Origin of the sequence: Streptomyces griseiscabiei (assembly GCF_020010925.1) — a bacterium.
Lineage (GTDB): Bacteria > Actinomycetota > Actinomycetes > Streptomycetales > Streptomycetaceae > Streptomyces > Streptomyces griseiscabiei.
Genome location: NZ_JAGJBZ010000003.1, coordinates 1,099,385 through 1,124,284 on the forward strand (window position 1 = coordinate 1,099,385; position 24,900 = coordinate 1,124,284).

General features: G+C 72.1%; 21 protein-coding genes, 1 pseudogene and 1 riboswitch. Of the genes and pseudogenes, 16 read left to right on the forward strand and 6 right to left on the reverse strand.

Translation table 11 applies throughout. The annotated features are described in order from the left end of the window. Positions 1 to 224: 224 nt before the first annotated feature. From J8M51_RS38865 to J8M51_RS38875, 3 genes are all read left to right on the forward strand, one after another. Positions 225 to 1,577: a helix-turn-helix domain-containing protein gene (locus tag J8M51_RS38865; RefSeq protein WP_216589986.1), complete on the forward strand. Its 1,353-nt coding sequence runs from the start codon at positions 225 to 227 to the stop codon at positions 1,575 to 1,577. A 648-nt stretch (positions 1,578 to 2,225) separates the two neighbouring features. Continuing rightward, positions 2,226 to 3,215 (forward strand): malate dehydrogenase, encoded by a 990-nt coding sequence (locus J8M51_RS38870; protein ID WP_086757527.1) that lies wholly within the window; start codon positions 2,226 to 2,228, stop codon positions 3,213 to 3,215. A gap of 179 nt (positions 3,216 to 3,394) precedes the next feature. Beyond that, positions 3,395 to 4,186: a hypothetical protein gene (locus J8M51_RS38875; RefSeq protein WP_256965184.1), complete on the forward strand. Its 792-nt coding sequence runs from the start codon at positions 3,395 to 3,397 to the stop codon at positions 4,184 to 4,186. On the opposite strand, the gene J8M51_RS38880 is transcribed toward J8M51_RS38875, so the two are convergent. After that, positions 4,143 to 5,459 (reverse strand): epoxide hydrolase family protein, encoded by a 1,317-nt coding sequence (locus J8M51_RS38880; protein ID WP_086757531.1) that lies wholly within the window; start codon positions 5,457 to 5,459, stop codon positions 4,143 to 4,145. The genes J8M51_RS38875 and J8M51_RS38880 overlap by 44 nt on opposite strands. A 63-nt stretch (positions 5,460 to 5,522) precedes the next feature. Here J8M51_RS38880 and J8M51_RS38885 point away from each other — a divergent pair, with 63 nt between their 5' ends. The 6 genes from J8M51_RS38885 to J8M51_RS38910 all read left to right on the forward strand — a co-directional run bounded on the left by J8M51_RS38885 (position 5,523) and on the right by J8M51_RS38910 (position 12,342). Then, positions 5,523 to 6,515: a helix-turn-helix transcriptional regulator gene (locus J8M51_RS38885; protein WP_086762498.1), complete on the forward strand. Its 993-nt coding sequence runs from the start codon at positions 5,523 to 5,525 to the stop codon at positions 6,513 to 6,515. Between the two features lie 104 nt (positions 6,516 to 6,619). After that, entirely contained in the window at positions 6,620 to 7,003 is a 384-nt protein-coding gene (locus J8M51_RS38890; RefSeq protein WP_086762486.1) for a hypothetical protein, read from the forward strand. Positions 7,004 to 7,033: 30 nt separating this feature from the next. Continuing rightward, positions 7,034 to 8,218, forward strand: a complete 1,185-nt coding sequence (locus J8M51_RS38895; protein WP_086762488.1) for a glutathionylspermidine synthase family protein — start codon at positions 7,034 to 7,036, stop codon at positions 8,216 to 8,218. Positions 8,219 to 8,525: 307 nt separating this feature from the next. Beyond that, a riboswitch (ZMP/ZTP riboswitch) is annotated at positions 8,526 to 8,614 on the forward strand. A 31-nt stretch (positions 8,615 to 8,645) separates the two neighbouring features. After that, a complete protein-coding gene (locus tag J8M51_RS38900; protein ID WP_086762490.1) occupies positions 8,646 to 10,094 on the forward strand; it encodes a glycine hydroxymethyltransferase in 1,449 nt (482 codons plus the stop codon). Between the two features lie 435 nt (positions 10,095 to 10,529). Then, positions 10,530 to 11,543, forward strand: coding sequence for a tryptophan--tRNA ligase (trpS, locus tag J8M51_RS38905; protein WP_086762501.1), 1,014 nt, complete (start codon positions 10,530 to 10,532; stop codon positions 11,541 to 11,543). A gap of 217 nt (positions 11,544 to 11,760) precedes the next feature. Beyond that, on the forward strand, positions 11,761 to 12,342 hold the full coding sequence (locus J8M51_RS38910) for a 2'-5' RNA ligase family protein (protein WP_086762492.1): 582 nt from the start codon (positions 11,761 to 11,763) through the stop codon (positions 12,340 to 12,342). A gap of 8 nt (positions 12,343 to 12,350) precedes the next feature. Here the strand turns inward: J8M51_RS38910 and J8M51_RS38915 are convergent, their stop codons facing one another. Then, entirely contained in the window at positions 12,351 to 13,106 is a 756-nt protein-coding gene (locus tag J8M51_RS38915) for a decaprenylphospho-beta-D-erythro-pentofuranosid-2-ulose 2-reductase (protein ID WP_086762494.1), read from the reverse strand. Between the two features lie 88 nt (positions 13,107 to 13,194). Then, entirely contained in the window at positions 13,195 to 14,586 is a 1,392-nt protein-coding gene (locus J8M51_RS38920) for an FAD-binding oxidoreductase (protein WP_267299881.1), read from the reverse strand. Positions 14,587 to 14,751: 165 nt separating this feature from the next. Between J8M51_RS38920 and J8M51_RS38925 the strand changes: the two genes are divergently transcribed. The 3 genes from J8M51_RS38925 to J8M51_RS38935 all read left to right on the forward strand — a co-directional run bounded on the left by J8M51_RS38925 (position 14,752) and on the right by J8M51_RS38935 (position 17,314). After that, positions 14,752 to 15,357 carry a phosphatase PAP2 family protein gene (locus J8M51_RS38925; RefSeq protein WP_086762999.1) on the forward strand — a complete coding sequence of 202 codons (606 nt, stop codon included), beginning with the start codon at positions 14,752 to 14,754 and terminating at the stop codon, positions 15,355 to 15,357. Then, a complete protein-coding gene (locus J8M51_RS38930) occupies positions 15,350 to 16,291 on the forward strand; it encodes a decaprenyl-phosphate phosphoribosyltransferase (protein ID WP_086763001.1) in 942 nt (313 codons plus the stop codon). Before J8M51_RS38925 ends, J8M51_RS38930 begins: the two co-directional genes overlap by 8 nt. Positions 16,292 to 16,450: 159 nt before the next feature. Continuing rightward, entirely contained in the window at positions 16,451 to 17,314 is an 864-nt protein-coding gene (locus J8M51_RS38935) for a YihY/virulence factor BrkB family protein (protein ID WP_086763003.1), read from the forward strand. Between the two features lie 85 nt (positions 17,315 to 17,399). Here the strand turns inward: J8M51_RS38935 and J8M51_RS38940 are convergent, their stop codons facing one another. Then, on the reverse strand, positions 17,400 to 18,695 hold the full coding sequence (locus tag J8M51_RS38940) for a D-alanyl-D-alanine carboxypeptidase family protein (RefSeq protein WP_398857750.1): 1,296 nt from the start codon (positions 18,693 to 18,695) through the stop codon (positions 17,400 to 17,402). A 127-nt stretch (positions 18,696 to 18,822) separates the two neighbouring features. On the opposite strand from J8M51_RS38940, the gene J8M51_RS38945 reads away from it, so the two are divergent. The 4 genes from J8M51_RS38945 to J8M51_RS38960 all read left to right on the forward strand — a co-directional run bounded on the left by J8M51_RS38945 (position 18,823) and on the right by J8M51_RS38960 (position 22,746). After that, complete coding sequence (locus J8M51_RS38945; RefSeq protein ID WP_086763997.1) at positions 18,823 to 19,083, forward strand: SCO4848 family membrane protein; 261 nt, start codon at positions 18,823 to 18,825, stop codon at positions 19,081 to 19,083. Further along, positions 19,083 to 20,441 (forward strand): metallophosphoesterase, encoded by a 1,359-nt coding sequence (locus tag J8M51_RS38950; protein ID WP_267299883.1) that lies wholly within the window; start codon positions 19,083 to 19,085, stop codon positions 20,439 to 20,441. The genes J8M51_RS38945 and J8M51_RS38950 overlap by 1 nt, the downstream gene beginning before the upstream one ends. A 194-nt stretch (positions 20,442 to 20,635) precedes the next feature. Then, on the forward strand, positions 20,636 to 22,189 hold the full coding sequence (locus tag J8M51_RS38955; protein ID WP_086762741.1) for an ABC transporter substrate-binding protein: 1,554 nt from the start codon (positions 20,636 to 20,638) through the stop codon (positions 22,187 to 22,189). 152 nt (positions 22,190 to 22,341) lie between these two features. Next, positions 22,342 to 22,746: an ATP-binding protein gene (locus J8M51_RS38960; RefSeq protein ID WP_086762743.1), complete on the forward strand. Its 405-nt coding sequence runs from the start codon at positions 22,342 to 22,344 to the stop codon at positions 22,744 to 22,746. On the opposite strand, the pseudogene J8M51_RS38965 reads toward J8M51_RS38960, so the two are convergent. Both J8M51_RS38965 and J8M51_RS38970 read right to left on the reverse strand, forming a co-directional pair. Next, a pseudogene (locus tag J8M51_RS38965) lies at positions 22,733 to 24,169 on the reverse strand (ATP-binding protein); the annotation flags it as partial. The gene J8M51_RS38960 and the pseudogene J8M51_RS38965 overlap by 14 nt on opposite strands. Positions 24,170 to 24,210: 41 nt before the next feature. Next, positions 24,211 to 24,879 carry a response regulator transcription factor gene (locus J8M51_RS38970; RefSeq protein WP_179203454.1) on the reverse strand — a complete coding sequence of 223 codons (669 nt, stop codon included), beginning with the start codon at positions 24,877 to 24,879 and terminating at the stop codon, positions 24,211 to 24,213. Between the last annotated feature and the right edge of the window lie 21 nt (positions 24,880 to 24,900).

A 24,900-nucleotide genomic window follows, 5' to 3' on the forward strand; every position in this document is an offset into this window, starting at 1 on the left:
TGCTCCCGCACGCCCCTTTCCCGGGAACTGACATCCCGACCGGGCGCATCCCAGTGGGTAGGCCAGAACGGGGCTCCGCGGAGGGCCCGGAGCAGGTCCCGGACCAGGATTCAGCGAGGGTGTCATGCGCGGTACGGAGATAGGGACAGTGGGCGCGGGGGGACAATCCAGAGCCGTACGGAGACGCGTACGGAGATCCGTACGGGGGGAAGAGGGGGGAAGCAATGCCTCGTTGGAGGGCCTTGCCGGATGAGCTCGATCCACAGGTCAGGGAGTTCGCGGGCCAGTTGCGCCGGCTCGTCGACCGCAGTGGGCTGAGCATCGCCGCGGTGGCCGACCGCACGGGCTACAGCAAGACGTCCTGGGAGCGGTATCTCAACGGCAGACTGCTCGCGCCGAAAGGCGCGATCGTCGCGTTGGCCGAGGTGACCGGTACCGATCCCGTCCATCTGACCACCATGTGGGAGCTGGCCGAACGCGCGTGGAGCCGTTCGGAGATGCGCCACGACATGACCATGGAAGCGATCCGTATCTCCCAGGCGCGCGCCGCCCTGGGCGAGACGGGCGGTCAGGCCACCGTCAAGGGCGGCGGCCGCAACGGCAGGGCGGGCCGCAGCGCCACCGCGACCCCGGGGGTGGCGGGCCCGGCGGGCGTCTCGCCGACCGTCCCACCGCAGCCGCGTTCCTCCGGCGGCGACCGCAACTCGCGCCCGCCGTACGGGGGTTCGAGCACAGCGGTCCCCGGGACGGCCCCGCCCTCGGCCTCCTCGTCCTCCTCGTCGTCCTCCACCTCCGCTCCGCCGTACGGCGGCGGCACGGGAGCGGTCGCCGGCGGCGCGCCGCGCGTCAGCTGGGGCGCCAAGCCCCCGCAGTCGGCCTCGTCCCCGTCGGCCTCGTTCCCGTCGGCGGCACCGTCGTCGCCATCGGTGCCGTCGTCCTCGCCGGCCTCGGTCTCCACCTCGTCGTCCGGCGGTGCGCAGGGCCCCGGTGGTGCGCAGGGCTCCGGCGGCGTCCCGGCGCCGTCCGGGGTCTTCGGTCCGCCGCCCGGTGGCGGCGGTCGTCCCGACGACGGCGACTCCCGGCCGAAGCGGCGGGTGACGATGTTCCTCGCGGGAGCCGTCGGCGCGCTCGTCGTGATCGCGGCCGCCTTTCTCCTCACCGACGGTGGCGGCAAGGGGCAGGCGGGGGACAAGCCGTCCGTGTCCCCGTCGACGTCGATCGGCACCGACCCCGACCTCCCGGCCGGGGTGAAGTGCAGCGGCGAGGGCTGCGAGGGCAAGGACCCGGAGACCATGGGATGCATCGGCAACCTCGTCCGGACCACCGACGAGGCCACGATCGGCACCACGAGGGTCGAGGTCCGCTACAGCAAGACCTGCCAGGCCGCCTGGGCCCGGATCACCGGCGCCGCCCAGGGCGACGAGGTCCAGGTCACGGTCGGTACGAAGAAGCAGACCGCCGCCATCGAAGCGGCCGGCGACAACATCGCCTACACACAGATGGTCGCGGTGAAGGACGCGGGCGAGGCCACGGCCTGCGCCACGCTGGCCTCAGGGCAGAAGGGCTGCACGGGCTAGGGCCTGTCTTCAAATTCCCGTCGTCGCCCGAAGGGCGGCCCCGCGGCGTCGTGGGGGTACCTCCCGGTCGAGCGAAGCCGAGACTGGGGGAGCGTGCTCTTGGCGTGCCGGGCCCTGATCCGCGTACTGGACGTACTCGGGTCAGGGCCCGGTGCGGTGAGAGTGCGTGCATGGCGTCGCGGGGCAGGCGGGAATTTGAAGACAGGCCCTAGGCCCGACCCGGGGGGCGAGCGACGCACCGTAATCGCTCCGACCGGAAAAGTAATCACGGCGTAAGGGGAATGCCCGGCGGACTCCGGGGCATGCGGACAGTACCCCCACGGGAGTCCGGCCCGCCCGGGAGATCTGACCCTCCCGGCCCGGCATCCCCCAAGGCGGCCGCCCTGGTCCCTCTCTCCCGGACCGGCGGCCGCCTTTCCCTTGCGGTGACGCGGTCCGGCCCCCCTGTGGTCAGGCGGTCCGGCCGCGGAACGACTTGTGGGGTGGGCCACACGAACCCCGGCCGTCCGGCATCCCGGATGCGCGATAGCCTGACCACCGATCTCTCTTGATGCCAAGATATCGATCATTTGTACGTCAGTACGCAGTACGTAGTACGTCCCACAGGGGCAGGGACGCCCCACCGCCAGCTGTCATACGGAGAACGCCATGACCCGCACTCCCGTGAACGTCACCGTCACCGGCGCGGCCGGCCAGATCGGTTACGCCCTGCTCTTCCGCATCGCCTCCGGCCAGCTGCTCGGCGCGGACGTGCCGGTCAAGCTCCGCCTCCTGGAGATCACCCCGGCGCTCAAGGCCGCCGAGGGCACCGCCATGGAGCTGGACGACTGCGCCTTCCCGCTCCTTCAGGGCATCGACATCACCGACGACCCGAACGTGGCCTTCGACGGAGCCAACGTCGGTCTGCTCGTGGGCGCCCGCCCCCGTACCAAGGGCATGGAGCGCGGTGACCTCCTGGAGGCCAACGGCGGCATCTTCAAGCCGCAGGGCAAGGCCATCAACGACAACGCGGCGGACGACATCAAGGTCCTCGTCGTCGGCAACCCGGCCAACACCAACGCCCTCATCGCCCAGGCCGCCGCGCCGGACGTCCCGGCCGAGCGCTTCACCGCGATGACCCGCCTGGACCACAACCGCGCGCTGACCCAGCTGTCGAAGAAGACGGGCGTCCCGGTCTCCGAGATCAAGAAGCTCACGATCTGGGGCAACCACTCCGCGACCCAGTACCCGGACATCTTCCACGCCACGGTCGCCGGCAAGAACGCCGCCGAGGTCGTCAGCGACGAGAAGTGGCTCGCCGAGGACTTCATCCCGACCGTCGCCAAGCGCGGCGCCGCCATCATCGAGGCTCGTGGCGCCTCGTCGGCCGCCTCCGCCGCCAACGCCGCCATCGACCACGTCCACACCTGGGTCAACGGCACCGCCGAGGGCGACTGGGCCTCCATGGGCATCCCGTCCGACGGCTCCTACGGTGTGGCCGAGGGCCTCATCTCCTCCTTCCCGGTCACCGTCAAGGACGGCAAGTACGAGATCGTCCAGGGCCTGGAGATCAACGAGTTCTCCCGCGCCCGGATCGACGCCTCGGTCCAGGAGCTGGCGGAGGAGCGCGACGCGGTCCGCGCGCTCGGCCTCATCTGAGCCGTCCCGAGTCCGCCCCCGCGGCATTAGCTCACCCACGCAGGCCCTGTCCCGGTTTCCGCCGGGACGGGGCCTGTTGGGCGTGTACGCCGCTATCGTCGGTTCACGCACGTCGTGAGGATGCCGACGGCAGCGAGGGGGAGATGATGACGCGCTGGGACCCGCACCAAGGACGCTGGGTGGACGACCCTCCCGGACGAGGCGGCCCGTGGCCGCGCACGATCGCCGTCATCGCCCTCGCGGCGCTGCTCGGCGGTGGCGTCGGCTTCGGGGTGTGGACCCTGTTCCGGGACGACGGCACGACCCGTACGACCTCCGCGAACAGCTCCACCGACAGCTCCGCCGACGACTCCCCGTCCAGATCCGCGCCCTCCGCCCCGGCGGCGGACCCGAAGAAGGACGCGAGCGGCGGCGGGGCGAGCGGCGGGAGCGGCGACCAGGCCTCACCCGAGGCATCGGACACGGGCTCCGACCCGGGCGGGGACACCGACGCGGGTGGCGCACCGGGCTATGTGCGTTCCGACGACCCGGCCGGCTTCACCGTCGACGTCCCCTCCGGCTGGGACCGCACCGCCAGGACGCCGAGCGGCAAGCCCACGGTCGTCACCTACGACTCCCCGGACGGCGCCCGCACACTTCAGCTCTTCCAGGTCAGCGAGGACACCCCCGCCGAGTCCATGGACCTGGCGGAGAACGAGAACTACGGCTTCGCCCGCCTCCCCGGCTACCGCGTCCTGGAGCGTTCCGCCGCCGACGACGACAGCTACTCCGAGGTCGTCTACCGCTTCGACGGCGAAGGCGACCGGGGCCCCCGCCGGGTCGTCGACCACCGCTTCCGCACGGCCGACGGCACGATCTACGGAGTCCGCCTCAGCGCCCCCGAGCCGACCCCGCTCGCCGAACTGCGCGAGCCGGTCACCATGGTCGTCACGACCCTGTGCCCGACGGGGGCGACCTGCGTACGGGGGTGAGCGCGGGCCCAGCCTCGGCCGGCGCGACGGCCCGAGCCTCTCGCAGCTGCCGGAAGAACTCCCGTACGTCCCCGACGAGCGGCTCCGGTGCCTCCATGGAGAGGAAGTGGCCCCCGCGTTCGAGTTCCGTCCACCGCACGACGTCGTGGTCCCGCTCCGCCCAGCGCCGGATCGTCACATCATGCGCGGACACCAGCACGGCGGTGGGCACCCGCCCGCCAGCGGGCTCGTCCCAGCCACCGCCACCCTCGTCACCCCAGGAACTCGCGGAGACCTCCTCGTAGTAGATCTGCGCCGCCGAGGCGGCCGTGCCGGTGAACCAGTACAGCGAGATGTTCGTCAGCATGCGGTCCCGGTCGACGGCGGCCTCCGGCAGACCGTCCTCCGGGTCGGTGAGCTCCTTGAACTTCTCGACGATCCAGGCCAGTTGCCCCACGGGGGAGTCCGTGAGCCCGTACGCCACCGTCTGCGGCCGCTTGGAATTGCACTGGAGGTAGCCGTCGTTGAAGTCCTGCATGGTCTGCCAGCGCCGCTGCTCGACCTCGCTGAGGCCGTCCGTCTCGCCCTCCGCCCCGACCGGGAAGGTGATCAGGCCGTTGACATGGACCCCGATGACCCGCTCCGGCGCCTGCTTGCCCATCTCGGGGGCGATCCACGACCCGGTGTCGTATCCCTGGACGCCGTAACGCTCGTACCCCAGCCGGGACATCAGGCCGGTGAGCACCGAGGCCGTCCGCGCCGCGTTCATGCCCGGCCCCGCCAGCGGCGTGGAGAAACCGAACCCCGGCAGCGAGGGCACGACCACGTGGAACGCGTCGTCCGGGTCCCCGCCGTGCGCCCGGGGATCGGACAGCGGCCCGATGACGTCGAGGAAGTCCACCACCGAGCCCGGCCAGCCGTGCAGCAACATCAAAGGCGTGGCCCCCGGCTCCGGCGACCGCACATGCAGGAAGTGGAGGTTCTGCCCCTCGATCTCCGTCGTGTACTGGGCGCAGGCGTTCACCGCCGCCTCCTCGGCCCGCCAGTCGTAGCCGGTGCGCCAGTACTCGGCGAGTTCCCTCAGATACCCCACCGGCACACCCCGGCTCCACCCGACACCGGGCAGTTCGTCGGGCCAGCGGGTCCCGGCCAGCCGTTCGCGCAGGTCGTCGAGCCGGTCCTGTGGGATCGCGATCCGGAAGGGTGCGGGGTCGAGCGGGGGTGCGGGCGGGGGAGCCGTCTCCGGTGCCGACAGAGGGGCCGTGCCGGGTGCCGGCGTGTTCGTCTTCTCCATGGCGTCGACGCTACGGACCGGTTGGGTCACCTTCGGTCCTAACTCTGCGGCACCCTCATGACCATGCTGGAGACCTCCGGGAGACTGCTGAGACTGCTCGCCCTGCTGCAGACCCACCGCGACCACGACCGCTCCGGCGCCGAACTCGCCGAACACCTCGGCGTCAGCCGTCGCACCCTGCGCCGGGACATCGAGCGCCTGCGCGAACTCGGCTACCCCGTGCACGCCGTCCGGGGCGCCGCCGGCTACCGGCTGGGCGCCGGGGCGAGCCTGCCGCCGCTGCTGCTCGACGACGAGGAGGCCGTCGCCGTCGTGGTCGGCCTGCGCACCGCCGCCGACGGCACGGTCACCGGTATCGAGGACGCCTCGCTGCGCGCCCTCACCAAACTGGAACAGGTGCTGCCCTCCCGTCTGCGCCACCGGGTCACCACCCTGCGCACCACCACCGTACGAGCCGGCGCGGCCCCGGCTCCCCGGGTCTCGCCGGACACCCTGCTGACCGTCGCCGAGGCCTGCCGTCGCCACGAACGGCTCCGGTTCGACTACGCCGGCCCTCACCCGACGACCCCCGACACCCACCTCGCCCCACCCGTCCGCACCGTCGAACCGCACCGTCTCGTCAGCTTCGACCGGCGCTGGTACCTCGTCGCCTGGGACCTCGACCGCGCGGACTGGCGGACCTTCCGGGTCGACCGCCTCGTGCCCCGCACCCCGACCGGGCCGCGCTTCACCCCGCGCGCACTGCCCGACGGCGACGCGGCGACCTATCTCGCCCACCGTCTGTCGTCCCGGGCCTGGCCCTTCCGCGCCACCGTCACCCTGCACGAACCGGCCGCGTCGGCAGGGGAGCGGCTCTGGCCCGGCATGGGTGTGCTCGAACCCCTCGGCGACGACCGGTGTCTGCTGCATCTGGGCGCCGAGACCCCCCGGGACCTCGCGTGGATGATCACGACCATGGACGCCGACTTCACCCTCGACGGCTCCGCGCCACCCGAACTCGTCGACGCCCTGCGGGCCCAGGCGACCCGGTCCCTGAAGGCGATCGAACGCCTCTGACCGTGCCCGCACACCCGGTTGGCCCCGGACGGGAGTCGATCACTAGTCTGAGCGCCGATAAAGCGCACATAAAGAGGGCCTTCGGGCCCGACGGGGGAGCACACATGGGAGAACAGCGCAGGCGGCTGCGGTCCAGCACAGTGGTACTCGGCGGGATGGGCGTCGTCGCGGCGGCCCTGACCTCCTGCGGTTCCGATCCGGACCGCCGCTGCGTGGACCGTGACAGCTACGACTACGCCAACGGCTACCAGGTCATCGCCGACAAGAACTGCAACTCCGGCTCCAGTTCCTCGTCGTCGTACGGCAAGAACCGCAAGAGCAACAGCAGCGGCAACCGCGGCCGGGGCGACTCGGCCGACGCCGCCTGGTACTACGACGCCGAGGTCAGCGGCGGCCGGGCCGACCACGGCACCTTCAGCCGCAGCGAGGCCGTCGACCGGGACGGCTTCGGCTGCTCGGGCGACGGCTCCGGCTCCGGCGGCGGCTGACCCGGCGGACGAGGCGGACGAGACAGAGTCATGGAACGCCGCACCATCGAACCCCGCCCCGGCTGGCAGAAGACCGTCGAGGACCAGGGGCTCATCTACCCGCTGACCCGGCACCCGGACGACTCCCTGCGCCCCTACTGGGACGAGAGCGCGTACTACGTCTTCTCGCTCCCCGAGGTCGAGGCGCTGGAGGAGGTCGTCGAGGAACTCCACGGCATGTGCCTGGCGGCGGCCGAGCACATCGTGGCCGAGGACCGCTTCGCCGACCTCGGCATCACCGACCCGCGCCTCGCCGGTCTGGTCGCCGAGGCATGGCGCCGACGGGCCGAACTGCCGTCCGTCTACGGCCGCTTCGACCTCCGCTACGACGGGAGCGGCCCCGCCAAGCTGCTGGAGTACAACGCCGACACCCCGACCTCGCTCGTCGAGGCGGCGAGCCCGCAGTGGTTCTGGATGGAGGAGCGCTTCCCGGGCGCCGACCAGTGGAACTCCCTCCACGAACGCCTCGTCGACGCCTGGAGGAAGCAGGCGCCCCTCCTTCCGCCCGGCAGTCCCCTGTACTTCGCGCACTCCGCCGGGGACGAGCTGGGCGAGGACCTGATGACGGTCGCCTATCTGAAGGAGACCGCCGAGCAGGCCGGCCTCGACACCGACTGGATCTCCATGGAGGACATCGGCTGGGACCGGCTCTCCGAACGCTTCGTCGACAGGAAACTCCGCTTCATCCGCAGCGTCTTCAAGCTCTATCCCTGGGAGTGGCTCACCACCGACCGCTTCGCCCCGCACGTCCTCGCCACCCTCGACAACGGCGGCGGCACCGGGACCACGATGTGGATCGAGCCCGCCTGGAAGATGCTCCTCAGCAACAAGGCCCTCCTCGCCATCCTCTGGGAGCTGTACCCCGGCCATCCGAACCTCCTCCCCGCCCATCTCGACGGCCCCCGCGAACTGGCCGCCACCACCGGCTACGTCGCCAAACCGCTGCTCGGCCGCGAAGGCGCTGGCGTCACCCTCCACCCGCCGGGTGCCGACCCCGTCCTCCGTGAAGAGCCCTGCTGCTACCAGGAGTTGGCACCCCTGCCCGCCTTCGACGGCAACCATGTCGTCCTCGGCGCCTGGGTCGTCGAGAACGAGTCCGCCGGCCTCGGCATCCGCGAGTCCTCGGGCCTCGTCACCGACGAATACGCCCGCTTCCTGCCCCATGTGATCCTCTAGTGCCGCGGCAGGCAACGTTTGCCCGTCAAGGAGCGGCGTCCGGTGCGTGCTCTCGGCGTGCCGGGTGCGAGCCCTCGTACTGGATGTACTTGGGCTTGTGCCCGGTGCGGCGGTGGGGGCCCCTCCCGCTCGAGCGAAGCCGAGAGTGGGGGAGCGTGCCGGGCGTCGCGACGGGGCGAACGTTGCCTGTCGCGGCACTAGCGCGCCGGACAGCACACCGGACGGCGCGCCCCGGAGCGGACCGGCGCGCCGTCGTTCGTATGGTGGACGCCGGGGCTCCGCTGTCTCCGGCGCCCGATAGGGTGACCCGCAGGGCCGTGACTGGCGCGCTGGGATGGGACGGACCATCGGGGAGCGGCCCGGGACAGATGAGTGCCGTGCGCCTGGGCCGTACCGTGAACGCTGAACACGACGTCCGGAGGTCCCCATGTCAGCCGAGCCCCTCTCCCACGAGTCCACCGCCTTCCGTGCCGCCCTCGACGTGATCCGCGCCGTCGAGCCGCGCGTGGCCGACGCCATCGGCCAGGAGGTCTCCGACCAGCGCGAGATGCTCAAACTGATCGCCTCCGAGAACTACGCCTCCCCGGCCACGCTCCTGGCCATGGGCAACTGGTTCAGCGACAAGTACGCCGAGGGCACCGTCGGCCGCCGCTTCTACGCCGGCTGCCGCAACGTCGACACCGTCGAGTCGCTGGCGGCGGAGCACGCGCGCGAGCTCTTCGGCGCCCGGCACGCCTACGTCCAGCCGCACTCCGGGATCGACGCCAACCTCGTCGCCTTCTGGTCCGTCCTCGCCGACCGGGTCGAGGTCCCCTTCCTGGCGAAGGCCGGCGCCCGCCAGGTCAACGACCTCACCGAGGCCGACTGGGCGGAACTGCGCCAGGCCTTCGGCAACCAGCGCATGCTCGGTATGTCCCTGGACGCCGGCGGCCACCTCACCCACGGCTTCCGCCCGAACATCTCCGGCAAGATGTTCGACCAGCGCTCCTACGGCACCGACTCCGCCACCGGCCTCATCGACTACGAGGCCCTGCGCGCCTCCGCCCGTGACTTCAAGCCGCTGATCATCGTCGCCGGTTACTCCGCGTACCCCCGTCTGGTGAACTTCCGGATCATGCGCGAGATCGCCGACGAGGTCGGCGCCACGCTCATGGTGGACATGGCGCACTTCGCGGGCCTCGTCGCCGGCAAGGTCCTCACCGGCGACTTCGACCCGGTGCCACACGCCCAGATCGTCACCACGACCACCCACAAGTCGCTGCGCGGCCCGCGCGGCGGCATGGTCCTGTGCGACGACTCCCTCAAGGACCAGGTCGACCGGGGCTGCCCGATGGTCCTCGGCGGCCCCCTCCCGCACGTCATGGCCGCCAAGGCCGTCGCCCTCGCCGAGGCCCGGCAGCCCGCCTTCCAGGACTACGCCCAGCGCATCGTCGACAACTCCCGGGCGCTCGCGGAAGGCCTGATGCGCCGGGGCGCCACCCTCGTCACCGGCGGCACCGACAACCACCTCAACCTGATCGACGTCGCCACCTCCTACGGTCTCACCGGCCGCCAGGCCGAGGCCGCGCTGCTCGACTCCGGCATCGTCACCAACCGCAACGCCATCCCGGCCGACCCGAACGGCGCCTGGTACACCTCCGGCATCCGCATCGGCACGCCCGCGCTCACCACGCGTGGCCTCGGCACCGCCGAGATGGACGAGGTCGCGGGCCTGATCGACCGGGTCCTGACCACCACCGAGGCCGGCACCACCAAGTCGGGCGCCCCCTCCAAGGCCCAGCACGTCCTCGACACGAAGGTCGCCGACGAGATCTCCCGCCGCGCCACCGACCTCGTCGCCGGCTTCCCCCTGTACCCGGAGATCGACCTCGGCTGACCTTCCGGTCGGCGTCGCCGAGACGTCCAGCAGTTCCTGACAGGCCTCCCGCGGCGGCCCGGACCCGTTCCGGGCCGCCGCGCGGCGCGGGAGGAGCGTGGCACCGCCGGAGCCGGGGAGCAGGCCCGCGACCGGTGGACCCGCTCGGCCCGGATCGCCCAAGGCCCCCTCACCGGTGGTGAGCGTCGTGGGGATCCGGATGTCCTGGGTGCCCGGCACGGCGACCGCCGGCGCCCCGCTGTCCGCACTGTGTTCCTCGTCTCATCGGCCACGATCGACAGCAGCGGCGATCACCGCGGCCTCGTCGACGACACGGCCCCCTCCCGCGTCCTCACCAAAGGGGTGCACCGCCCGGGGCCGGCCGGTGCCCACCTGTGTCACATCTGTTTCCGGTCGGTTCCGGAACGGCCCCCGACACCTGAGAGAATGGTGAGCATGGCTCTCGACCGACCCCGCGTGCTCTCCGGCATCCAGCCCACCGCCGGCTCGTTCCACCTCGGCAACTACCTCGGCGCCGTCCGCCAGTGGGTGGCCCTGCAGGAGTCCCACGACGCCTTCTACATGGTCGTCGACCTGCACGCGATCACCGTCGCCCAGGACCCCGCGGACCTGCGCGCCAACACCCGACTCGCCGTCGCGCAGCTGCTCGCCGCCGGTCTCGACCCGGAGCGCTGCACCCTCTTCGTCCAGAGCCACGTCCCCGAGCACGCGCAGCTCGGCTGGGTCATGAACTGCCTCACCGGCTTCGGCGAGGCCTCCCGGATGACCCAGTTCAAGGACAAGTCCGCCAAGCAGGGCGCCGACCGTGCGAGCGTCGGCCTCTTCACGTACCCGATCCTCCAGGTCGCCGACATCCTGCTGTACCAGGCGAACGAGGTGCCGGTCGGCGAGGACCAGCGCCAGCACATCGAGCTGACCCGTGACCTCGCCGAGCGCTTCAACGGCCGCTTCGGCGAGACCTTCACGATCCCGAAGCCGTACATCCTGAAGGAGACGGCGAAGATCTACGACCTCCAGGACCCCGCGATCAAGATGAGCAAGTCGGCGTCGACCCCGAAGGGGTTGATCAACCTGCTCGACGATCCGAAGGTCACCGCGAAGAAGGTCAGGAGCGCGGTCACCGACACCGACACGGTGATCCGCTACGACACCGCGGAGAAGCCGGGCGTCAGCAATCTGCTGACCATCTACTCGACCCTCACGGGGACGGGTATCGCGGAACTGGAGGAGAAGTACGTCGGCAAGGGCTACGGTGCGCTCAAGACGGACCTCGCCGAGGCCATGGTCGACTTCGTGACGCCCTTCCGGGAGCGCACCCAGCAGTATCTGGACGACCCGGAGACGCTCGACTCGATCCTGGCCAAGGGGGCCGAGAAGGCGCGCGCGGTCGCCGCGGAGACGCTCTCCCAGGCGTACGACCGGGTGGGCTTCCTGCCCGCCAAGCACTGAGCCGCACCACCTCTGCCCCCGAGCGCCCGATCGCACCACCGGTCGCACCACCGACAGCGCCGCACATCACTCCCGCTGCGCCTGCCCGGAACACCGCCGTGGCCGTACAGTCGATAGCCGGTGCGGTCGACGCGACCGGTGCGGTCGACGGCGGTGCGACGGGGCGCCGCCCACAAGGACATACGACAACGCGCATGACACGACGACAGGAGACGACGTGGGGACCGTAACGATCGGTGTGTCGATCGCGGTCCCGGAGCCCCACGGCAGCCAGCTCCAGGAGCGGCGCACGGGCTTCGGCGACGCCGCTGCTCACGGCATCCCCACGCATGTCACGCTGCTCCCGCCGACAGAGGTCGCGGACGTCGATCTGCCCGCGATCGAGGCGCATCTCGCCGAGGTCGCGGCGGCCGGCCGGCCCTTCCCGATGCGGCTGTCCGGCACCGGCACCTTCCGGCCCCTGTCACCCGTCGTGTTCGTCCGGGTCGTGGAGGGCGCCGAGGCCTGCACCTGGCTGCAGAAGCAGGTCCGGGACGCCTCGGGGCCGGTGGCGCGCGAGCTGAACTTCCCGTACCACCCGCATGTCACCGTGGCGCACGGCATCGCCGAGGAGGCGATGGACCGGGCGTTCGAGGAACTGGCCGGGTACGAGGCCCAGTGGCCCTGCACCGGCTTCGCGCTGTACGAGCAAGGGCCCGACGGGGTCTGGCGGAAGCTGCGCGAGTTCACCTTCGGCGGGTCCGTCGTTCCGCCGCAGGCGGGGGCGCCCGTCGGGGACACGACCCTTCCGGCCCGGTGACCCTCCCGCTACAGCGGCAGGCGGCGGAAGAGCGCCCGGGGGACATGCCTCAGGGCCGTCATCACCAGCCGCAGTGACCCCGGTACCCAGACCGTCTCCGAGCGGCGGCGCAGACCCAGCTCGATGGCGGTGGCGACCGCTTCCGGGGTCGTCGACAGGGGTGATTCCGGGCGGCCCGCGGTCATGCCGGTGCGGACGAAGCCGGGGCGGACCAGCATGACGTGGGCGCCGGTGCCGTGCAGCGCGTCGCCGAGGCCCTGGGTGAAGGTGTCGAGGCCGGCCTTGCTGGAGCCGTAGATGAAGTTGGAGCGGCGGGCCCGCTCGGCGGCCACGGACGACAGGACGACGAGCGAGCCGTGCCCCTGCGCCTGGAGGGCCCGCCCGCAGACCAGGGCGGAGGAGACGGCGCCCGTGTAGTTGGTCTGGGCGACGCGCGCGGCGGCCACCGGGTCGCGCTCGTCGTTCGCCTGGTCGCCGAGCACACCGAAGGCGAGCAGGACCATGTCGATGTCGCCCTCGGCGAAGACCTTGCCGAGGATCGCCTCGTGGGACTCGGAGTCGAGCGCGTCGAACGAGATGGTGTGGGTCTGCGCGCCCAGTCCGCGCAGATGGACGGCCGCGTTCTCCAGGTCCTGCGAGGGGCGCCCCGCCAGCCACACCGTGCGGGTCCGGCGGGCGATCAGCCGGCGGGCGGTGGCGAGCGCGATGTCCGACGTACCGCCGAGGATCAGCAGGGACTGGGGGGTGCCGAAGGCGTCCTTCATGACAGCTCCTGGGTGTGGGGACAGGGGTTTGCGGTGTGTCCGGTGTGTCCGGTGGTCTTGCTCCGGCCGCCGCGGGCGCCGGGGGCCGTCATAGGCCGAGACGGCGGGCCAGGTCCGACACGAAGACCCCGCCCGGGTCCAACTCCCGGCGCAGCGCGCGGAATTCGGGCAGGCGGGGGTACATCGCGGCCAGCAGTTCGGGGTGCATCCGGGAGTCCTTCGCCAGGTAGACGCGGCCGGCGGCGGACGCGACCTCCTCGTCCAGCGTGTCCAGGAAGGCGCCGAGGCCGGGCAGACCCGCCGGGATGTCCAGGGCGAGGGTCCAGCCGGGCATCGGGAAGGACAGCCAGCCGGGATCGCCCTCGCCGAACCGCTTCAGGACGGCGAGGAAGGAGGGGCAGCGGCGCGCCGAGATCCGCTGCACGATCCGGCGCAGGGCCTCCTCGTGGCCGTGTCCGACGACGAACTGGTACTGGACGAAGCCGGAGCGGCCGTAGATCCGGTTCCAGTGCGGGACGCCGTCGAGGGGGTGGAAGAACGCGGGGATCCGCTGGAGTTCGCCGGTGCGGGCACGGGGCGCGCGGCGGTACCACAGCTCGTTGAAGAGGCGTACGCCCGTGCGGCCGAGGAGCCCGTCCGGGAGGTGCGCGGGGGCGGCCGGAAGCCGTGGGGTGCGGAACTCCAGTGGCCGTCCGAGGGGGCCGCGCGGCGCCTCCAGGGGCGCGTGGTCGCCTCGGGTCAGCACCGCGCGGCCGGTCGACGCGCCCCTGGCGAGGAGGTCGATCCAGGCGACGGAGTAACGGTAGTGGTGGTCGGTGGCCGTGAGGCGGGCGAGGAGGTCGTCGAGGTCGCGGGCGCGTTCGGTGTCGACGGACATCCAGGACGTCTCGACGGGCAGGAGCCGGACGGTCGCGGTGAGGACGACGCCGGTCAGGCCCATGCCGCCGGCCGTGGCGTCGAAGAGCGGGGTGCCGGGGACCACCGTGCGGATCGCGCCGTCGGCCGTCAGCAGGTCCAGGGACAGGACGTGCCGGGCGAACGACCCGGAGACATGGTGGTTCTTGCCGTGGATGTCGGCCGCGATGGCGCCGCCCACGGTCACCTGCCGGGTCCCGGGCGTCACCGGCACGAACCAGCCGAGGGGCAGCAGCACCTCCATCAGCCGGTGCAGCGAGACCCCCGCGTCGCACAGGACGGTGCCGCCGTCCGCGTCGATGGCGTGGATCCGGTCGAGACCCGTCATGTCGAGGACGGTCCCGCCCGCGTTCTGCGCCGCGTCCCCGTACGCCCGCCCGAGCCCCCGGGCGATCCCGCCGCGCGCCCCGCACGCCCGTACGGCTTCCGCTGCCTCGTCGTAGGTACGCGGGCGGAGCAGCCGGGCGGTGGTCGGGGCGGTGCGGCCCCAGCCGGTGACCGGGACCGGCCGGCCGGGGGCGGGGCGCGCGGGAGCCGGAGGGGCGGGGACGGCGTCGGCTGGCATGACCGCGACCGTATCGCCGCGTATGCGGAGGAGCCGGGCGCTTCGGTCCGGCCGCTCTGCCGCCTCACCGAAATGGGTGAGCCGTGGGCGATCGAAGGGTGATTAAGGGGATGTCGTTCAAGATTGCCGCAGTTCTCGGACGGCCGCCTAGAAGAGTGACGTGGCATGGATGAAGGTGACGTCGTCGACGGTGTGCGCGGTCTGGACCGGCGGTTGCTCTCCGTGCTCCACTCCCGTGCCGCCGACCCACGCGTGGCGACCGCCGCGCGGGGGCTGTCCTGGGTGGGGGAGCACGGTCTGCTGTGGCTCGCGGCGGGGCTGGCCGGGGCCGCCGTCGACCGGGAGCGGCGCGGGGTGTGGCTGCGCGGCACGGCCCTGACCGCCGGGGCGCACCTGGCCAGCATGGGCGTCAAACGGGTCGTACGGCGTCCCCGCCCCGCGCACGCCGCACCCCTCGCGTCCCGCGCGCTCGTCACACCTCCCGCGCCCCGCGCGCCCTTCGCCCCTCTCGCGCCCCTCGTCCGCACCGCCGGACGGCACTCCTTCCCCAGCTCGCACGCGAGTTCGGCCGCGGCGGCGGTCGCCGTCGTGGCCCACGGGGCTCTGGGCGCCCCGCTGCTGCTCCCCGTGGTCGCCCCGCTCGCCGCCGCGATGTGCCTCTCCCGGCTGGTGGCCGGTGTGCACTACCCGTCGGACGTGGCGGCGGGCGTGGCCCTCGGCGCGCTCACGGCGCGGCTCGGCGCACGCTGGGTGGTGAACGGTCGTGGCTGAGCGCACGGTGGTCCTGGAGCGCCGGGCCTTCCCCTGGCAGGTGCCCCCGAAGGCCGGTCTCGCCCGCGGCCTCCTCCGGGCCGCGCGCCCCCGCCAGTGGATCAAGAACCTTCTGGTGGTCGCCGCGCCCGCCGCCGCCGGGCAGTTGCTCACGCCCCGCGCCCTCACCCAACTCCCGCTCGTCTTCGCCCTCTTCACGGCCTGCTCCGCCGCCGTGTACCTCGTCAACGACGCCCGGGACGCCGAGGCGGACCGCGCGCACCCGGTCAAGCGCCACCGCCCGGTCGCCGCCGGACAGGTCCCCGTACCCGTCGCGTACGGCGTCGGCGGCGTCCTGGCCGTGCTCGCGCCGGTGGCCGCCGCCTGGCTCTGCCCGCCGTACGTCCCCGCGCTGCTGATCGCCTACCTCGGGCTCCAACTCGCCTACTGCGTCAGCCTCAAGCACGTCCTGGTCGTCGATCTGGCGGTCGTCACCACCGGGTTCCTGATGCGGGCGATGATCGGCGGGCTCGCCCTGGGCATCCCGCTGTCGCGCTGGTTCCTGATCACCACCGGGTTCGGCGCGCTGTTCATGGTCGCGGCCAAGCGCTACTCCGAGGCCGTCCAGATGGCCGACCGGCCCGGCGCGACCCGGGCGCTGCTCACCGAGTACACGGCCGGATACCTGCGCTTCGTCTGGCAGCTGGCCGCCGGGGTCGCCGTCCTCGGCTACTGCCTCTGGGCCCTGGAGGAGGGCGGGGTGCCGAGCACCGGCGTCCTGCCCTGGCGTCAACTCTCCATGGTCGCCTTCGTCCTGGGGGTCCTGCGCTACGCCGTCTTCGCCGACCGGGGCACGGCGGGCGAGCCCGAGGACGTCGTCCTGCACGACCGCCCCCTCACCCTCGTCGTGGCGGCGTGGATGACGATGTACGCGGCAGCCGTGGCGGACTGGTGACAGCGCGGCCGGGGCGCCGACAGGTATGACGGTCGAGACGCACGACCGCCGGGGAGCGGGTCCCGGGCCGGTCCGGGGGTATCCGGTATCGGTGTACCGGCTGCCGGCGTATCGGCCGTCGGTGTATCGGTCGTCGACGAGTGGGGCAGAGTTCGGATCATGGACTGGCTGAAAAAGCTCCCCGGGATCGGTCCCCTGGTGGAGCACCTGATGACCACGCACGCGTGGCGGTCGTACGAGCGGCTGGAGCGGGTGACGTGGACCCGGCTGGCCGCGGCGATGACCTTCATCAGCTTCCTGACGCTGTTCCCGCTGCTCACCGTGGCCGCCGCGATCACCGCGGCCACCCTGGGCAAGGACGGACAGCGGGACCTGGAGGACCGGCTCGCCGAGCAGGTGCCCGGCATCTCCGACCAGCTCGACATCGCGGGCCTCGTCGACAACGCCGGAACGATCGGGATCATCGCCGGCGCGCTGCTGCTGTTCACCGGCATCGGCTGGGTGAGCGAGATGCGCGGCTGTCTGCGCGCGGTCTGGGAGAAGGAGGACCCCGACGAGAACTTCTTCCTCGCCAAGGCCAAGGACACGGGCGTCCTGGTCGGCCTCGGCGGCGCGGTCCTCGTCTCGCTGGCCGCCTCCACCTCCGCCTCGTGGGCCGTCGGCCGCTTCGCCGACCAGCTCGGCATCGACCGCGACGGCTGGGGCGGCATCCTGCTGCGCGTCGCCGCGTTCGCCGTCGCCGTCCTGGCCGACTTCCTGCTGCTCCTCTACGTCCTCACCCTGCTGCCCGGCGTCCAGCCGCCCCGCCGCCGCCTGATCGTCGCCGCCCTCATAGGAGCCATCGGCTTCGAACTCCTCAAGCTCCTCCTCAGCGGCTACATGCAGGGCATCGCCGCCAAGAGCATGTACGGAGCCTTCGGCGTCCCCATCGCCCTCCTCCTCTGGATCAACTTCACCACCAAGCTCCTGCTGTACTGCGCGTCCTGGACGGCGGAGGGCACCAAGGAGACCCCGGACGACTGAGGGGCGCGAGGAACGGCGCGACAAGCCACGACGAGACCCGCGCCCCGCATCGGACACCGACCAGGCACCCCCTCCCCGGACCGCCCTACTTCTTCCCCCGCAGAGGCCACTTCCGGTTCACCAGGAACACCGCCCCGGCCACCAGCGCCAACACGCCCCCCATGACCCCCAGGGCAACCCCCACCCCGCCACCCCCGCCGGAGGCCCCCGCGGCGACGGACTTCCCGCCCGCCCCGCCGGAGGCCGACGCGGACGCCGTGGCCCCCGGCTGCGCGCTCGGCTCGTCGGCACCCCCACCGGAGGTGTCCGCGCCCTTGGGCGGCACCAGCTCACCCACCGGCGTCACCTTGCCCGCCGCCTTGAACCCCCAGTCGAGGAGGCTCGCGGTCTCCTTGTAGACCTGGTTGTGCTCCTGCTTCTCCGGATGCATGACGGTGACCAGGAGGACCCGGCCGTCGCGCTCGGCGACCCCGGTGAACGTGGCGCCCGCGTTCGTGGTGTTGCCGTTCTTCACACCCGCGATGCCCTGGTAGGAGTCGAGGCCGCTGTCCCCGGTGAGCAGCCGGTTGGTGTTCTGGATCTCGAAGGACGAGCGGCTCTTCTTGCCGTTCTTGCCCTTCTTCGTCTCGCCGGGGAATTTCGCCCGCACGGTGGAGCAGTACTCCCGGAAGTCCTTCTTCTGCAGCCCCGACCTGGCGATCAATGTCAGGTCGTAGGCGGAGGACACCTGCCCCTTGGCGTCGTACCCGTCGGGGCTGACCGCGTTCGTGTCGAGGGCCTGGAGCTCCTCGGCGTGCGCGTTCATGTCCGCGACGGTCTGCTTCACCCCGCCGTTCATGGCCGACAGGACGTGTACCGCGTCATTGCCGGAGCGAAGGAAGACACCGAGCCACAGGTCGTGGACGGTGTACGTCTCGTCCTCCTTTATGCCGACCATGCTGGAGCCCGAGCCGACGCCCGCCAGATCGGCGGGCACGACCTTGTGCTCGTCGTCCCTGTTGAACTTCGGCAGCAGCGTGTCCGCGAACAGCATCTTCAGCGTGCTCGCGGGGGCCAGCCGCCAGTGCGCGTTGTGCGCGGCGAGCACCTCGCCCGACTCGGCGTCGGCGACGATCCAGGAGCGGGCGCTGATGCCCTTGGGCAGGACGGGCGCGTCGCTGCCGAGGCTGGCCTGGGTGCCGGGCTCGCCCAGCAGTTCGCCGCCGACGGTCGACATGTCCGCCGGGGGAGTCGCGGAGGGCGAGGTGCTCGGACTGGGCGACGGCTTCGCCGCGAAGGCCGGGGCGGCCGACAGCGCCGACAGCGATGTCAGGGACAGGGACAGCAGGGTGGCTGAGGTGACCAGCAGGGGGCGCCTGGCGGTCTTCTTGGAGGCGGGCACGATCGAGAAAGTACATGGCTCCGACCGGTAAATCCCACCGGAGCACACCGTGGCTTTCCCTCTTCTGCTCGCGCCCCCGCTCGCACCCCGGCGCGAGGACCACGCGGCCGACGGCGATACTGAACGCATGAAGCTCAGCCGCCCCCTCTCCTGGTTCCTGCTCGCCTTCGGGGTGTGGAGCTGGGTCATCTGGACCACTTTCATCAAAAACCTGTGGAAGGACGGCAGCGGGCTCGCGTTCGACGACGCGGGTGATCCGACGGCGTACTTCTGGGTGCATCTGACGCTCGCCGTCGTCTCCTTTGCTCTTGGGACGGGCATCGGGGTCATCGGGTTGCGCGGCGTGCGCGCCCTTCGCCAGGATCGTGTGACCGGGAGTACGACGTGATGACCGCTGTCCTCGTCCTCGTCGCCCTGCTGGTGCTGAGCGCCTTCGGGGCGCTGCACTGGTACGCGTGGCGCCGCCTGGTGCGCGACACGACACGAGGGCCGGGTCTCGCCAGACGCGTGGGAACGGTGGTGTTCATCGCCGGGCCGCTGCTGATGGTCGGCGGCTTCGCGGCCGAGCGCGCCCACGCCCCCTTCTGGCTCCAGCAGACGCTCACCTGGCCGGGCTTCATGTGGCTCGCCCTCGCGCTGTATCTGCTGCTGGCCCTGCTGGTGGGAGAGCTCGTACGGCCCCTCGTGCTCCGTCTGGTGGCGCGGCGCGCCCCGGCGTCCGCGCCGGAGCCGGACCAGGAGCCCGTGGTGCGCGAGCCCGAGCCGCAGCCGGTCCCGGCGGGCGGCCCGCCCGCCGAGGCCGCCGGGACCGCCGGGGCCACCGGTGCCGGACAGCCGGCGGCGCCCGCCGCGCCCGCCGGGACGGAGCCCCCGGCCCCGCCCGCCTCCACCGCCCCGGCCGCCCCCGCGTCCCCGCTCGACCCCTCCCGCCGGCTCTTCGTCTCCCGGGTCGTCGGCGGGGCCGTCGCCGCCGCGGCCGTCGGCACCGTCGGCTACGGCACCTACGGCGTCGTACGCGGCCCGAAGCTCAAGCGGGTCACCGTGCCGCTGGCCAGACTCCCGCGCGCGGCCCACGGTTTCCGGATCGCCGTGGTCAGCGACATCCACCTCTCGCCGATGCTGGGCCGGGGCTTCGCCCAGAAGGTCGTCGACACGATCAACTCGACGCAGCCCGACCTGATCACGGTGGTCGGTGACCTGGTCGACGGCGACGTGGCGGACCTCGGTCCGGTGGCGGCACCGCTCGCCGGTCTGAAGGCGAGACACGGCAGCTTCTTCGTCACCGGCAACCACGAGTACATCTCCGGCGCCGAGCAGTGGGTCGAGGAGGTGCGGCGGCTGGGCCTGACCCCGCTGGAGAACGCCCGCCGCGAGCTGCCGTATCTCGATCTCGCCGGGGTGAACGACATCGCGGGCGAGGACGAGGGCCAGGGCCCCGACTTCGCCAAGGCGCTCGGCGACCGGGACACCTCGCGGGCCGTGGTGCTGATGGCGCATCAGCCCGTGCAGATCCACGACGCCGTCGAGCACGGCGTCGACCTCCAGCTCTCCGGGCACACCCACGGTGGCCAGATGTGGCCCATGACCTATGTCGCCCAGGCCGCCAACCCCACCCTCGCGGGCCTGGAGCGCTACGGCGACACCCAGCTCTACGTCACCCGTGGCGCGGGCGCCTGGGGCCCGCCGGTGCGGGTCGGGGCGCCCTCGGACATCACCGTGGTGGAGCTGGCGTCGAAGCAGGCGTGACAGGCCGTCAGAAGGGCTCCTGCGGCGACCGCGGGGGCCCTTCGGTCACATATGCGCGGTGCGCTTACTAAGTTCTTTCTCAACTCAACAAAACCTGCCTTCCGTCAACACAGGCGACTGTGGTTAGGTGATCCGCGCCACCGAGGAACCACTGTGCGTAGTGGGCCGGGTGGGAATCCTTGGGAGGGGCGCCGGTGCGGTCGGTTCGCTTACGGATTCTCGCGTCGCTGCTGGTGCTGGCGATCGCGGCGATCGGCGGCTGGCAGCTGCTGCCGGCCCAGCGGGACGAGGGCCGCACGATCACCGTCGGCACGACCGACCCGGTCACCTCGCTCGACCCGGCCGGCGCCTACGACACGGGCTCCTGGGCCCTGTTCAGCAATGTGTTCCAGTCCCTGCTGACCTTCGAGCCGGGCGGCGCCACCCCGGTGCCGGACGCCGCGCGGAGCTGCGAGTTCGCCGGCAACGCCCTCACCGTCTACCGCTGCACCCTGCGCCCGGGCCTGACGTTCCCCAGCGGACGCGAGGTCACCGGCAAGGACGTCAAGTACTCCTTCGACCGGGTCAAGCGCATCGACGCGGACACCGGCCCCGCCGCGCTGTTCGACACGCTCCAGTCGGTGACCGCGGACGGGCTGTCCGTCGACTTCCGCCTCTCCTCGCCGGACGCCACCTTCCCGTTCAAGGTGGCCACCGGCGCCGGCGCGATCGTCGACCGCACGAAGTACCCGGTGAACGGGCTGCGCACGGACGGCGGCGCCGACGGCAGCGGGCCCTACACCCTGGCCTCGTACACGGCCGGACAGGCCCGGCTGACCCCGAACAGCGGCTACCGGGGCGCCGTCCGCAACCTCGGCAACCCTGTCCTCATGCGCTACTACAAGGACTCGGCGGCGCTGCGGAAGGCGTGGCAGGCGCGGCGGATCGACGTCGTCACCCGCACCCTGCCGCCCGCCACGCTCGCCGCGCTGTCGCCCAGCGACCCCGACCAGCGGGTCACCGAGGTCGACAGCACCGAGACCCGCAACCTCGTCCTCAACGTGCGGGTGAACTCGCCCTTCCAGGACCGCCGGGTACGGCAGGCGCTGGCCGCGCTGATCAACCGCGAGAAGCTGGTCGCCGACGTCTACCGGGGCACCACCGACCCGCTCTACTCGCTCATCCCGGCCGGCATCACGGGCCACACCACCTCGTTCTTCGACGCCAACCCCAAGCCCGACCCGCAGCGCGCCCGCCGGCTCCTCGACGAGGCCGGCGTCTCCATGCCCGTGCGCTTCACCTACGGCTACGCCGAGGGCCGGGGCTCGTCCGCCGCCGAGGCCGCCGAGCTGAAGGAACAGCTGGAGGCGAGCGGGCTGTTCTACGTGACGACCAAGGCGTACGAGTGGACCGCCTTCCAACAGCGGTACGCCGAGGGCAAGCTGGACGCGTACGGGGTGGGCTGGGTCGCCGACTACCCCGACCCCGACACCTTCGGCGGGCCCCTCGTCGGCACCGGCGGCCCCCTGAACAACGCCTACGGCAACGCGCAGGCCGACCGGCTCATCAGGGACAGCCGGCGCTACGAGGACCGCGGCCGGGCCGTGGCGGACTTCAAGGAGCTGCAGGACCTCGTGGCCCAGGACGTGCCGATGATCCCGCTCTGGCAGCGCAAGGACTACGTGCTCAGCAGCGAGGACGTCGGCGGGGCCCAGTATCTGTCCGACGGGACCGGGGTCTTCCGGCTGTGGCGGCTGGAATGGATCTGACGGGGATCGCGGCGGCGCGTCCGGCCCTGGATATGACAGACGCCGCGTGACAGCTGACGCGAACTCGCGGGCCGGACGTTCGCGGGAGTGACAGGACGCGCTCACCCCCCGCATCTTCTGTGTCGGGGATGTGATCGGGGTGAGGAGCGAACGTGGTGAGACGCAACTCCTTCCGGCTGCCCCGCCATCCGGCGTCCGTGGGGCTCGCCCGCCGTCGCGTACGGGAACATCTGGTCGACTGGGGGCACGGCGAGGACTCCCCGGCCCTGGAGGACATCGTGCTCGTCGTCTCCGAGCTGGCCACCAACGTCGTACGCCACGGCCCTCTGCTGGAGCGGGAGTTCGAGGTCGCGGTGACCGCGCTGGCGGACGGGTCCTGTTTCATCGAGGTCTCGGACGAGGGGATGGCCGCACCCCGGCTCAGAGAGGTGGGGGAGTGGGCGGAGACGGGCCGGGGGCTGCGGCTGGTGGAGCATCTCGCGGCGGCCTGGGGGGTGTGGAGCCGGGGACGGCACGGCAAGACGGTCTGGGCGCTGGTGGGGACGCCCCCAGGGTGACCGTCACTTTCAGGCCATCGCCGGGGGCCGTGGTCACCGTGACCTCGCCCGCGTGGGCCTCCACCACGCCCTGCACGATCGCCATGCCCAGACCGCTGCCGGCACCGCCGCCCGCCCGGAAGAACCGGTCGAAGACCCGGGCCGCGTCCTCCTCGCACAGGCCCGGACCCCCGTCCGACACGTACAGCCGTACGACGCCGTCCTCCCGTTCGACCCCGATGCGGACCGGCACGTCCGCCGGGGTGTGGGTACGGACGTTGCTCACCAGGTTGCCCAGGACCTGACGGAGACCCGACTCGTCGGCCCGGACCAGGAGGGTGCCGTCGGCGTGGACCGTGACCGGCCGCTCGGGCTGCTGGGCGCGGAGGTCGGCGGCGGCGTCGCGGGCCAGACGGGTGAGGTCGACGTTCCTGAGGCGGAGTTCGGGGCGCTGGTCGAGACGGGCGAGGGTGAGGAGTTCGTCGACGAGATGGCCCATCCGGTCGACCTCGTTGTTCATCCGGTCCCAGGCGCGCCGGCGCTCGCCGGGGTCGGTGAGCATGCCCTTGCCGTAGAGCTGGAGGTAGCCGCGGATCGCGGACAGCGGCGTACGCAACTCGTGGGAGGCGTCGCCGACGAAGCGGCGCAGCTGGGCGGCGCTGAGTTCACGAGTCCGGTAGGCCGTCTCGACCTGCTGGAGCATGGAGTTGAGGGCGAGCCTTAGCTGCTCGACCTCCAGGGTGGCCTCGCTGCTGGAGGGGACACGGCGGGTGAGGTCGCCCTCGGCGATCGCCGACGACGTCTCGACCATGTCCTCCAGCGGACGCATCCGGCGGCGCACACTGAACAGGGTCAGACAGGCGAGCGTCGCGAGGAGCAGCCCGCCCACCGCGAAGTCCAGCTTGAGGGCCCTGGCGATGACCTGGTGGAGCGACTCGGTCGAGGTGGCGAGCAGGACGGTCGTCCCGTCGTCCATCCGGGCCGCGGTGACGCGATGCGGGGAGCCCGCCACGTCCACGTCGTACGGCTCGTCGTCCGTGACCATGGCGGCCGGGTCGCCCACCGCCGCCGCGAGGTCCCGCTGGCTGTCGGTCGGCGGGAAACCGGCGATGGTCAGCGGCTCGCCCCGGTCGTCGAGCGCGGTGAAGACGGCGCCCTGGACGAGGGAGTCGGCGCTCTCGGCACCGTGCCCGCCGGAGGCCCGGTTGCTGAGGGCGACCAGCGCGCTCAGCGCGTCGATCTGCTCCATGCTGATCCGCGCGGCCCCGATCGAGTCACGGGTCGACATCAGCTCCCGGTCGACGCTGTCGAGCAGATACAGCCGCATGCCCATCGCGCTGAACGCCGTCGCCGCGACCACGCCCACGGCGAGCAGCACGACGTTCGCGAGCGTGAGCTTGGCGCGCAGCGAGTACAGGCCGCCCTTGCGGAGAGGCCGCGCCACGAAACGACGCGGACGCCGTGCCACGAGCCGACGCGGACGCCTCATGCCAGCCCGTATCCGACACCCCGGCGTGTGGTGATCACCGGCGGGCCGAGCGCGTCCAGCTTGCGCCGCAGATAGCTGATGTAGGTCTCGACGACGGTCGACTCGGCCGGCGCGTGCTCGTACTGCCATACGTGGCGCAGCAGTTGGTCCTTGGGCACGATCCGGCCGCCGTTGCGCACCAGGAACCGCAGCAGCGCGTACTCGGTGGGCGTCAGCTCCACCGTGCGGCCCGCCCGGCGCACCGAGTACGTCGTCTCGTCCAGCTCCAGGTCGCCGTAGCGCAGCGGCGGGCGCTGCGGGAGGACGTCGGCGCGCCGGGTGCGGCGCAGCACGGCGGTGAGGCGGGCGACGACCACCTCGATGTCGAACGGCTTGGTGATGTAGTCGTCGCCGAAGCCGAGGGCGCCCACGATCTCGGCGGGCGCGTCCCGGGCGGTCAGGAAGACCACCGCCAACTCCGGCCGCCGGGCGCGCAGTTCGCGGCCCAGGGCGCGGCCGTCGCCGTCCGGGAGCATCACGTCCAGCAGGGCCGCGTCGGGCCGGGTGCGCTCGGCGAGCGCGAGCGCCTCGCGGACCGTACCGGCCGTCATCACCTCGAAGCGGTGGTAGCGCAGGGCGATGGTGAGGACGTCCGCGATGCTCGGCTCGTCCTCGACGACGAGCACGGTGGCGCCCGCGCGGCCGGT